Consider the following 10,067-nt stretch of genomic DNA (forward strand, 5'->3'; position numbering starts at 1 on the left):
GCGCACCACCGGCGGAGGGCGGCATCCGCGCCTGCGCCACAGCACTCGCGCCGCCGCCATTGCCGGAACTTGCCGGTGCTCCGTTGCCGCGCGGCGCGCCGCTCGCCACCGGAGCCGCGCCCTCAAGCGATTTCAGCGCCTCGTCCAGCGTCGGCAGCTCGGCGGCATGGGCAAGCCGGATCAGCACCATCTCGGCAGCACTGACCGGGCGGTTGGAGGATTGCACCTCGGGAATGCCCTTGAGCAGCATCTGCCAGGTTCGCGACAGGACGCGCACCGACAGCGCGTTCGCGAATTCGGCGCCGCGCCGGCGCTCGTCCTCGGAGAGCGAGGCATCGTCGGCCGCGGCCGGCACGAAACGCAGGCGGGTGACGAGGTGGTTGAATTCGGCAAGATCGGTGAGTACCGCGGCCGGATCGGCGCCGGTATCGTACTGTGCCCGGAATTCGGTCAAAGCAGCCGCCACGTCGCCCTTCATGACATGCTCGAACAGGTCGATGATGCGGGCGCGGTCGGCCAGGCCCAGCATGGCGCGCACCGCCTCGGCGCTGACCGAGCCACTGCCGTGGGCAATCGCCTGGTCGAGGATCGAGAGCGCATCGCGCGCCGAGCCTTCGGCGGCACGGGCAATCATCGCCAGCGCTTCGTCGTCGACGGAAATGCCTTCCTTGGCGGCGATCGCCGCAAGATGCGCAACCAGCGCGCCGGCATCGATGCGCCTCAGGTCGAAGCGCTGGCAGCGCGACAGAACCGTGATCGGCACCTTGCGGATCTCGGTGGTGGCGAAGATGAATTTGACGTGCGGCGGCGGCTCTTCCAGCGTCTTCAACAGGCCGTTGAAGGCCTGGGTGGAGAGCATGTGCACTTCGTCGATGATGTAGACCTTGTAGCGGGCCGAGACCGGGGCGTAGCGCACGCGGTCGATGATGTCCCTGATGTCGTCGATGCCGGTGTGGGAAGCGGCGTCCATCTCGATGACGTCGACATGGCGGCCTTCCATGATCGCCTGGCAATGCTCTCCAGGGATCGAAAGGTCGACCGAGGGCTGGTCGACGGTCGCGGTTTTATAGTTCAGGGCCCGCGCGAGGATACGCGCCGTCGTCGTCTTGCCGACGCCGCGCACGCCGGTCAGCATCCAGGCCTGGGCGATGCGGCCGGTAGCGAAGGCGTTGGTGAGCGTGCGGACCATCGGCTCCTGGCCGATCAGCTCGGAGAAATTCGAGGGGCGATATTTGCGCGCCAGCACGCGATAGGCGTCGGCCTTTTCCGTCTCCGGATTTTTTGGCCCCAAATTTCCGGCTTCGCTCATTCGCCGTCAAAAGCTCCAAGGACCGCAGGCGACCGATTCCTGCGCATAGTCTCGCCCGCACGGCTCGGCGCCGTCAATGTCGCGGGAGAAAGGCGAAGAGGCGGGAGGCTGGAACAATGACCCGTTCCGGGCTCGTTAGGGCTGCTTCCTTCCGGACCTGACCCGGTTGGCGAGTGGATCGTCCACCACCAGCCTCCCACGCTCCATATCGGCAATTCAGCGGCGAAATGCAAGGGCAGAGGTAAACGGCCGGCCGGGCCGCGCAGGCGCGACAGCCTTGAAATCCGCAATAGCGGCCAATGATTCGCTTGCAGCCATCTTGCCGCCGCTCTAGCGTTCCTCGGCTTGGAAAATATAACAAAAGCGAAGGAAACGCCCATGCTGCCTGGCCTCAAGGCCGGATTCACGCTGGACGCCCGATTGGAGGCGGACAGTGAGCAGCTCATGTGGCTCGGCCTGTGCGAACTCAGGCTGATGAACGATCGCCGCTGGCCGTGGCTGGTCCTGGTGCCGCAGCGGCCAGGCGTGGAGGAAATCCACGAGCTGACGCCGCTCGACCAGGCGATGCTGACCTTCGAGACCAACATGGTGGCGCAGGCGCTGAAGCGGGTGACCGGCTGCACCAAGATCAACACCGGCGCGCTCGGCAACATCGTGCGCCAACTCCATGTCCACGTCATCGCCCGCACCGAAGGCGACCCCGGCTGGCCGGGGCCGGTCTGGGGGCACGGCATGCGCGAGCCCTATCAACGCCCCGACATCCGCCGGTTTGCCGAAACGATCAAGGCAGCGCTATAAGCCGACCAGTGTCCATCAGAACCCCGAGACCCCATGCGCTTTCGTCTGTTTGACGCGCCCTTGCGCGAGCCGAGCCAGTTCGTCGGTTTCGCCGGAAACCAGATCGACCGGCAATCGGAAAACCGCGCCGACGACGCGGTGGAGAAAGCCCTTGCCGATCGAACGGCGCGGCTGTTGCTGATGCATGGCGGCAAGCTCTATCTGAAGCTCAGCGACGGCAGGTTCGACCCGTGGTTCGAGGCGGCGGAAGGCCAACCCTTCGAGGTTTCGCTCGACCGCGGCGTGCTGCTCGGCTTTTCGGACAGCGGTCCGGTACTTGCCGTGCCCGCCGGCATCGAACCGGAAGAATTGCCGGAGACGGTCAAGGCGATCGACTACCGCTCCGTCTATATGCAGGGGCTGATCGACGATGCGGCCGCCGGCGCGCTGGCGCAGGGCGCGGCGCTGCTCGCCTGGCACGCCAGTCACGGTTTTTGCTCGAAATGCGGCAACCGTTCGGAAATGCGTGCCGGCGGCTACAGGCGGCACTGCCCGGCCTGCGGCACAGAGCATTTCCCGCGCACCGATCCGGTGGCGATCATGCTGACGGTGACGCCAGAGAAATGCCTGCTCGGGCGCGGTCGGCATTTCGCGCCGGGCATGTACTCGGCCCTTGCCGGCTTCATCGAGCCCGGCGAGACGATCGAGGCGGCGGTGCGCCGCGAGACGCTGGAGGAGGCCGGCATAAGGCTTGGCCGCGTCGTCTACCACGCCAGCCAGCCCTGGCCGTTTCCCTATTCGCTGATGATCGGCTGCTTCAGCGAGCCGCTCAACGAGGATATCCAGGCCGACCTCAACGAGCTGGAGGACTGCCGCTGGTTTTTCCGCGATGAGGTGCGCTCGATGCTGGACAGGACACATGCCGGTGGCTTGCTCACGCCGCCGAAGGGCGCGATCGCCCACCATCTTATCCGCGCCTGGGTCGACAGCGAATAGAAGCAGGGGCCGAAAAATGATCCGTCACACTGTCGTGTTCACGCTGAAGCATCCGCCGCATTCGCTGGAGGCGAAGCGGTTCCTCCACGATGCCAGGAAGATCCTCACCGCGATCAAGGGCGTGGCGCATTTCGAGCAGCTGCGCCAGGTGAGCCCCAAGAACGACTATCACTTCGGCTTCTCGATGGAGTTCGCCGACCAGGCCGCCTACACCAGGTACAACGAGCATCCCGACCATGTCGCGTTCGTGCGCGACCGCTGGGTGCCGGAGGTCGAGGCGTTCATGGAGATCGACTACGTGCCGCTCGGATTTTAACGCGTTGCGGGCCTAAAGCGCGTCGCGATCTTTCAGCTTCGCTCCATGCGCTTTAGGTTTTTGATTTTTCGCATGTCTTTGTCCCGAAACCGGTTACCACTTTCGGGAGACATGCTTTAGTCCGCGACCTTCCACTGCTCGCGCGACGCGCTCGCCGGATAGACGCCGAGGATGCGCATCTCGCGCGAGAAGAAGCGCAATTCGTCGAGCGCGAGCTTCACCAGCGGATCGTCGGGGTGGCCTTCGATATCGGCATAGAACAGCGTCGCGGTGAAGGCGCCGAGCTGGTAGCTCTCGAGCTTGGTCATGTTGATGCCGTTGGTGGCGAAGCCGCCCATGGCCTTGTAGAGCGCGGCCGGCACGTTGCGGACGCGGAAGATGAAGGTGGTCATCATCTTGGCGTCCGGCGACGGGCGCTCGGCCCACTGCTTGTTCTTGGTCAGCACGACGAAGCGGGTGACGTTCGAGTCGGTGTCCTCGACATTTCTCTGGATGATGTCGAGGCCGTAGAACTCCGCGGCGAGCGCGGGCGCCAGCGAGGCCATGGTGCGATCCCTGACCTCGGAGACCATCTTGGCCGAACCCGCCGTGTCGCCCGCGACCACCGGCTTCCAGCCGTTCTTGCGGATGTATTTGCGGCACTGGCCGAGCGCGTGGATGTGGCTGTGCACGCTTCTGATCTCTTCACGCTTGACGCCGGGCAGCACCATCAGCTGGAAGTGGATCGGCAGGAAATACTCGCCGACGATGTGCAGCCGCGATTCCGGCAAAAGATGGTGGATGTCGGCCACGCGCCCGGCGATCGTGTTCTCGATCGGGATCATGGCGAGATCGGCCTTGCCGGTCTCCACCGCGTTGAAGGCGTCCTCGAAGGTCGGGCAGGGCAACGGCTCCATTGATGGGAACATGTTGCGGCATGCGGTGTCGGAGTTGGCGCCGGGCTCGCCCTGGAAGGCGATTCTGTTGGTCTTTTCAGGCATACGCCGATGTCTTTCTTACGGATCTCAGTTTGATAGGATCTTTCTCGCGCGCTCCAGGTCGTCGGGCGTGTCGACGCCGAGCGGCAGCGACCGGACGATCTCGGCATCGATGCGCATGCCGGCTTCCAGCGCCCGCAGTTGCTCCAGCCGCTCACGGCGCTCGAGCGGCGACGGCTTCAGCGCCACGAACCGCTCGAGCGCGGCGCGCCGATAGGCGTAGAGGCCTATGTGGTGATAGAGCGGCCCCTCCCCCCAAGGCGCCGTGGCGCGGGTGAAATAGAGCGCCCTCAGCCTCGTCGCGGAGAGCGGCGAGCCGACGATCTTGACCACGTTCGGATTGGTCTTCTCCTCGTCGCGGACGATCTCGACGCCAAGCGTGGCGATATCGACCGCGGCATCGGTGAAGGGCCGCAGCGATGCGCCGATGATTTCAGGATCGATGGTCGGCAGATCGCCCTGAACGTTGACGATCGTCTCGACCTTTTTCTCCGGATCAAGCGCGGTGAGGGCTTCGAAGATGCGGTCGGAACCCGATTCGTGGTCGGCACGGGTCATCACCGCCTCAAAACCATGCGACCGCACCGCTTGCGCCACAGCCTCCGTGTCGGTCGCCACCACCACGCGGCCGAGCCCGGCCTCGGCGCCGCGGCGGGCGACATGGACAATCATCGGCACGCCGGCGATGTCGGCCAGCGGCTTGCCCGGCAGGCGCGTCGAGGCCATGCGGGCGGGGATCAGGATCAATGTCGACATGGGACTTCGGGACGGCCGGGAAAGCGGATGGAAAAGTGGCAAAAGGTCTCACTGGAAGCGCCCTTATAGGTGTTGCAACGCCGAAGCAAAAGACCTAGTTTCCGCGCGATTTGACTGGCCCTCCCGGGCCTTTAGCGATACCGACGGACGGAGTGGACGGGACGGTCCGCCGGAAAAGGGAGCAAGGGGCGTATGGATTCCAACGAAGTCAACAAGCTGCTCGGCGGATTCCTCGGAACCTGCTTCGTCGTCTTTTCCGTGGGCATCGTGTCCAACGCGCTGTTTGCTTCCCCCGCGCCCGAGAAGCCCGGCTTCGCCATCGAGGCCCAGGAGCCGGCCGAAGGCGGCGGCGCCGCCGCCCCGGCCGCCGAAGCCAAGCCGATCGCCGATCTGCTCGCCGCCGCCAATGCCGAGGCTGGCGCCGCCATCTTCAAGAAGTGCCAGGCCTGCCACTCCGGCGAAAAGGGCGGCCCCAACAAGGTCGGTCCGGACCTCTGGGACATCGTCGACCGCCCTGTCGCCGAGCATGAGGGCTTCGCCTATTCCGCCGGCATGAAGGATTTTTCGAAGGGCGGCGCCGAGAAGTGGACCTATGACAACCTCAACCACTTCATCACTTCGCCGAAGAAGTTCGTGAAGGGCACGGCAATGGGCTTCGCCGGCCTGCCGAAGGATGAAGACCGCGCCAACGTGATCGCCTATCTGCGCACGCTGTCGGACAATCCGAAGCCGCTGCCGCAGCCGGGTGCATCGGCCGAGGCCAAGCCTGCCGAAGGCGCCAAGCCTGCCGAAGGCGCCAAGCCCGCGGAAGGCGCCGCTCCGGCCAAGCCCGCCGAAGGCGCCGCTCCGGCCAAGCCGGCTGCTCCCGCTCAATAAACAATTTGTCATAGAGACTTCCTTGGAAAAGCCGGGTTCGTCCCGGCTTTTCTGTTAGGAAAACCGCATATGCGGCGACAAAAGCCGGCGCTTGCGGTTTTCACCGGCGTCAAATGATCTAGATTGCCGGTGGGCAGAGCAATTCCAGGAAAAGTGGGAACCGGTTTCCGTCCGGAATTGCGTCGAAACAAAGCGAAGGAGCGGTCGTCGTGAAACGATGAACGCTCCCAGAGCTCGCGACGAGGAGAACGCATGACGGTTGGCCGCTCCCGGACATTTTTCGCATCGATGCTGGTGGTCGCCTTCGCCGCGAGCCTTGAGGCCGGCTTCGCCGACGAATGGCACACCACCTCCTCGCTGATCGGCCCCTCCAAATACGGCGACAATTTCCAGCGCTACGACTACGTCAATCCGGACGCGCCGAAGGGCGGAACCTACAATTCCGTGGTTACCGGCACCTTCGACAGCTTCAACCCCTACATCGTGCAGGGTGCGCCGGCCGCCGGCTTCGCAGAGTTCGGCGGCGGACTGCTCTACGACACGCTGATGGATCAGGCGACGGACGAAGGCAGCGTCAGCCATCCGCTGATCGCCGAGGCCTATAAATACCCGTCGGACTATTCGTCCGCGACCTACCGGCTCGACGCGCGCGCGAAATGGCATGACGGCCAGCCGATCACCGTCGACGACGTGATCTGGTCGTTCCAGGTGCTGAAGGCCAACAGCCCGATGTACAGCCGGTACTTCGAGAATGTGACCAACGCTGTTGCGGTCTCCGACCGCGAGGTCGAGTTCCATTTCAACCAGAAGGGCAATCGGGAACTGCCCAAGATCCTCGGCGACCTCGTCGTGTTGCCGAAGCACTGGTGGGAAGGCACCGACGCCAGCGGCAAGAAGCGCGATATCACCAAATCGACGCTCGAGCCGCCGCTGGGCTCCGCCGCTTACAAGATCGCCAGCTTCAAGCCAGGCTCGGAGATCGTTTGGCAGCGCGTGCCCGACTATTGGGGCGCCAAGCTGCCGGTGAAGATCGGCCGCGAGAATTTCGACACCCAGCGCTTCACCTATATCCTTGACGACAATGCCGCCTGGCAGGCTTTCACCAAAGGCGGACTTCAAGATATCAAGCCGGAGAACAGCTCACGGCGCTGGGCGACATTCTACAATTTCCCCGCAGCTAAGTCCGGCGACGTCATCAAGCAAGAGTTCAAGACCACCTCACCGGAGCCGATGCAAGCTTTCATGCTCAACCAGCGGCGCCCTCTGTTTCAGGATCGGCTGGCGCGCGCCGCGCTGACTTATCCGTTCGACTTCGAGACGATGAACCGGACGCTGTTCTACAATTCGAACACGCGCACCCAGAGCTATTTCCAGGGCACGGAATTGGCGTCGAGCGGGCTGCCGCAAGGCAAGGAACTGGAAATCCTGGAGAAGTATCGCGACAAGCTGCCGCCGGAGTTGTTCACGCAGGAATTCAAGCTGCCGGTCTATGATTCGCCGCAGGCGGAACGGAAATATCTGAAGCAGGCGGTCGACCTCTTTGCCAAGGCTGGCTGGGTGATCAAGGGCGGCAAGATGGTGAACGCCAAGACCGGCGAGCCGTTCAAGGTCGAGATACTGGGTTCGGGCGACACCGACCAGGTGATTTCCAGCCCCTGGATCGCCAATTTGCGCAAGATCGGCGTCGATGCCACGCTGCGGATCATCGATCCGACCCAGTACATCAACCGCCGCAACAATTTCGACTATGACGTCATCATCGGCCAGCTCGGCCAGTCGGAATCGCCCGGCAACGAGCAGCGCGACTTCTGGAGCTCGAAGGCGGCGGACACGCCGGGATCGCGCAACTATTCCGGCATCAAGAACCCGGTCGTCGATGCGCTTGTCGACCATATCATCTTCGCCGCCAACCGCGACGATCTCGTCGCCGCTACCCACGCGCTCGATCGGGTGCTGTTGTGGAACTACTATGTCGTTCCGCAATACTATCGCGCGGTGGTGTGGCTCGCCTATTGGAACAAGTTCGGCATGCCTGAAAAGCAGCCTGCCTACCGAGGCGCCGATATCGACTCCTGGTGGGTCGACACAGCGAAAGAGAAGGCGCTGGCCGCCAAGTACAAGGGCCTCAATTGATGGGGCGGCAGAAAATGCTCCCTCGTCGCGACTTCCTGGCACTCGGCACGGCGGCGGCGGCCGCATCGCTGCTCCCCGGCCGCGCCTTTGCCGAGACGCCGACCGGCGTCAAACTGCATGGCCTGTCGGCTTTCGGCGATTTGAAATACAAACCGGATTTCACGCATTTCGACTATGTCAATGTCGATGCGCCGCAAGGCGGCACGTTCAACTTCCTGCCATTCAACTGGGGGGCGAACCAGACCCCGCTGACCTTCAGCACGCTGAACTCATTCGTCCCCAAGGGCGACGCGCCGCAGCGCATGGAAATGTGCTTCGATGCGCTGATGGTGCGGGCGCTCGACGAGCCCGACGCCGTCTATGGGCTGATCGCCAAAAACGTCATGATTTCCGACGACCGCAACGGCTTCACCTTTTCGCTGCGCCCGCAGGCCCGCTTCCATGACGGCACGCCGCTGACGGCCGATGATGCGGCCTTCACCTTCAAGTTGCTGAAGGACAAGGGGCACCCGGACTACGCGTTGTCGCTGACGCATCTGGCGGATGCGGCGGCGGTGGACGCGCACACGCTGGAGCTTAAATTCTCGGGCAAGCAAGCCTCCCGCACGATCCTCAACATCGTCCAGATGCCGATCCTGTCGAAAGCCTTCTACACGGCCAATCCCTTCGATTCCTCGCAGATGAACCCTCCGTTGGGTTCCAGCGCCTACAAGGTCGGCCGCTGGTCAGCCGGGACCTGGATCGAATACGAGCGGGTGACCGACTATTGGGGCAACGATCTCCCGGTCAATCGCGGCCAGAACAATTTCCAGCGCATCCGCATCGAATCCTATCAGAACCGCAACGCCGCATTCGAAGCGTTCAAGAAGGGCGAGATCCTCTACAGGGAGGAATCCGTTTCGCGTGTATGGGCAACGGGTTACGATTTTCCGGCCGTCACGGCCGGCAAGGTGGTGAAGCACGAATTCCCGGCGGAAAAGGTGCCTTCCATGCAGGCCACCGCCGTCAATCAGCGGCGGGAACAGTTCCGGGACTCCCGTGTTCGGCAGGCGATCGGGCTCTGCTTCGACTTCGAATGGACGCGGCGCAATTTCTTCTACGGCTCCTACGAGCGCTCGCAGTCTTGCTTCGAGAAATCGGATTTTCGCGCCGAAGGCGTGCCGTCGCCGCAGGAACTCGCACTGCTGGAGCCGCTGCGAGACAAGATTCCGCCGGAGGCTTTCGGTGAAGCCGTGACCCAGGCGATGTCGAACGGCTCCGGCCGCGACCGTCAATTGCTGGGCAAGGCGGTCAAGCTTCTCGCCGAGGCCGGCTGGAAGCGGTCCGGTGAGTTCGTCGCGAACGACAAGGGCGGGCGGCTGTCGGCCGAAATCCTCGTCGACGACGAAGCGTTCGTGCAGATTTACTCGCCCTGGGTCGACAACATGAAGGCTGTCGGCATCGATGCCTCCATCCGGCTGGTCGACGCGGCGCAGTATCAATTGCGGCAGAACACGTTCGATTTCGACCTGATCTCCGCCGCCTTCTCGTTCAGCGCGACTCCGACCCGCGATGACCTCGAGATCTTCTTCCATTCGCGAAGCGCGTCCGTTTCGGGCTCGCGCAACCTGCCGGGAACATCGAGCCCTGCGATCGACGCGCTGATCGATGCCGTCGGCGCCGCCAAGGACCGCGAAAGCCTGACGGCGGCAATGCGGGCGCTCGACCGGGTCTTGCGCGCGCGGCGCGATTGGATTCCAAGTTGGTATCTGGCGAATCACCGAAGCGCCTATTGGGATATGTTCGGCTTTCCCGAGCAGAAACCCGATTTCGGCTTTCCGGTCGAAGCGCTGTGGTGGATCGACAAGGGCAAGGCGGCAAAAATTGGCAAAGGGTGAGCTGTTGCGCAGCACTTTACCCTCCCCCTTGTGGGGAGGGTCGGTGAGCA

General features: G+C 63.5%; 9 protein-coding genes and 1 other RNA gene. 6 read left to right on the forward strand and 4 right to left on the reverse strand.

The window, feature by feature from the left end; all coding sequences use genetic code 11:
- Together EOA29_RS13725 and ffs are read right to left on the reverse strand one after the other, a co-directional pair.
- Positions 1–1,309, reverse strand: a 1,309-nt coding sequence (locus tag EOA29_RS13725) for a DNA polymerase III subunit gamma/tau (RefSeq protein ID WP_127221015.1), incomplete at its 3' end; no start/stop codon positions are given.
- Positions 1,310–1,409: 100 nt separating this feature from the next.
- Positions 1,410–1,506, reverse strand: an RNA gene (ffs, locus tag EOA29_RS13730) — signal recognition particle sRNA small type.
- Positions 1,507–1,687: 181 nt separating this feature from the next.
- On the opposite strand from ffs, the gene EOA29_RS13735 reads away from it, so the two are divergent.
- The 3 genes from EOA29_RS13735 to EOA29_RS13745 are packed head-to-tail and all read left to right on the forward strand — an operon-like array spanning position 1,688 to position 3,398.
- Positions 1,688–2,107: an HIT family protein gene (locus EOA29_RS13735; protein ID WP_126090388.1), complete on the forward strand. Its 420-nt coding sequence runs from the start codon at positions 1,688–1,690 to the stop codon at positions 2,105–2,107.
- A 33-nt stretch (positions 2,108–2,140) separates the two neighbouring features.
- Entirely contained in the window at positions 2,141–3,082 is a 942-nt protein-coding gene (nudC, locus tag EOA29_RS13740) for an NAD(+) diphosphatase (protein ID WP_126090389.1), read from the forward strand.
- A gap of 16 nt (positions 3,083–3,098) precedes the next feature.
- Positions 3,099–3,398, forward strand: coding sequence for a Dabb family protein (locus tag EOA29_RS13745; protein WP_126090390.1), 300 nt, complete (start codon positions 3,099–3,101; stop codon positions 3,396–3,398).
- 116 nt (positions 3,399–3,514) lie between these two features.
- Here the strand turns inward: EOA29_RS13745 and EOA29_RS13750 are convergent, their stop codons facing one another.
- Positions 3,515–4,378, reverse strand: a complete 864-nt coding sequence (locus EOA29_RS13750; RefSeq protein ID WP_126090391.1) for a prephenate dehydratase — start codon at positions 4,376–4,378, stop codon at positions 3,515–3,517.
- Between the two features lie 24 nt (positions 4,379–4,402).
- Positions 4,403–5,131: a 3-deoxy-manno-octulosonate cytidylyltransferase gene (locus EOA29_RS13755; protein WP_126090392.1), complete on the reverse strand. Its 729-nt coding sequence runs from the start codon at positions 5,129–5,131 to the stop codon at positions 4,403–4,405.
- Between the two features lie 192 nt (positions 5,132–5,323).
- Here EOA29_RS13755 and EOA29_RS13760 point away from each other — a divergent pair, with 192 nt between their 5' ends.
- The 3 genes from EOA29_RS13760 to EOA29_RS13770 all read left to right on the forward strand — a co-directional run bounded on the left by EOA29_RS13760 (position 5,324) and on the right by EOA29_RS13770 (position 10,017).
- Entirely contained in the window at positions 5,324–6,007 is a 684-nt protein-coding gene (locus EOA29_RS13760; RefSeq protein ID WP_126090393.1) for a cytochrome c family protein, read from the forward strand.
- A gap of 252 nt (positions 6,008–6,259) precedes the next feature.
- The gene (locus EOA29_RS13765; protein WP_126090394.1) at positions 6,260–8,140 is read left to right on the forward strand and encodes an extracellular solute-binding protein; all 1,881 of its coding nucleotides are present in this window, start codon (positions 6,260–6,262) and stop codon (positions 8,138–8,140) included.
- Between the two features lie 14 nt (positions 8,141–8,154).
- The gene (locus EOA29_RS13770; protein WP_126090395.1) at positions 8,155–10,017 is read left to right on the forward strand and encodes an extracellular solute-binding protein; all 1,863 of its coding nucleotides are present in this window, start codon (positions 8,155–8,157) and stop codon (positions 10,015–10,017) included.
- The last annotated feature ends 50 nt before the right edge of the window (positions 10,018–10,067 follow it).

Source organism: Mesorhizobium sp. M1E.F.Ca.ET.063.01.1.1 (genome assembly GCF_003998155.1).
In the GTDB taxonomy this organism is placed as follows: Bacteria; Pseudomonadota; Alphaproteobacteria; order Rhizobiales; family Rhizobiaceae; genus Mesorhizobium.

Coding starts and splice junctions, on each gene's coding strand:
- EOA29_RS13755 (WP_126090392.1), bottom strand. CDS start 5,131: ATGTCGACATTGATCCTGATCCCCGCCCGCATGGCCTCGACGCGCCTG.
- EOA29_RS13760 (WP_126090393.1), top strand. CDS start 5,324: ATGGATTCCAACGAAGTCAACAAGCTGCTCGGCGGATTCCTCGGAACC.
- EOA29_RS13745 (WP_126090390.1), top strand. CDS start 3,099: ATGATCCGTCACACTGTCGTGTTCACGCTGAAGCATCCGCCGCATTCG.
- EOA29_RS13765 (WP_126090394.1), top strand. CDS start 6,260: ATGACGGTTGGCCGCTCCCGGACATTTTTCGCATCGATGCTGGTGGTC.
- EOA29_RS13750 (WP_126090391.1), bottom strand. CDS start 4,378: ATGCCTGAAAAGACCAACAGAATCGCCTTCCAGGGCGAGCCCGGCGCC.
- EOA29_RS13770 (WP_126090395.1), top strand. CDS start 8,155: ATGCTCCCTCGTCGCGACTTCCTGGCACTCGGCACGGCGGCGGCGGCC.
- EOA29_RS13735 (WP_126090388.1), top strand. CDS start 1,688: ATGCTGCCTGGCCTCAAGGCCGGATTCACGCTGGACGCCCGATTGGAG.
- nudC (WP_126090389.1), top strand. CDS start 2,141: ATGCGCTTTCGTCTGTTTGACGCGCCCTTGCGCGAGCCGAGCCAGTTC.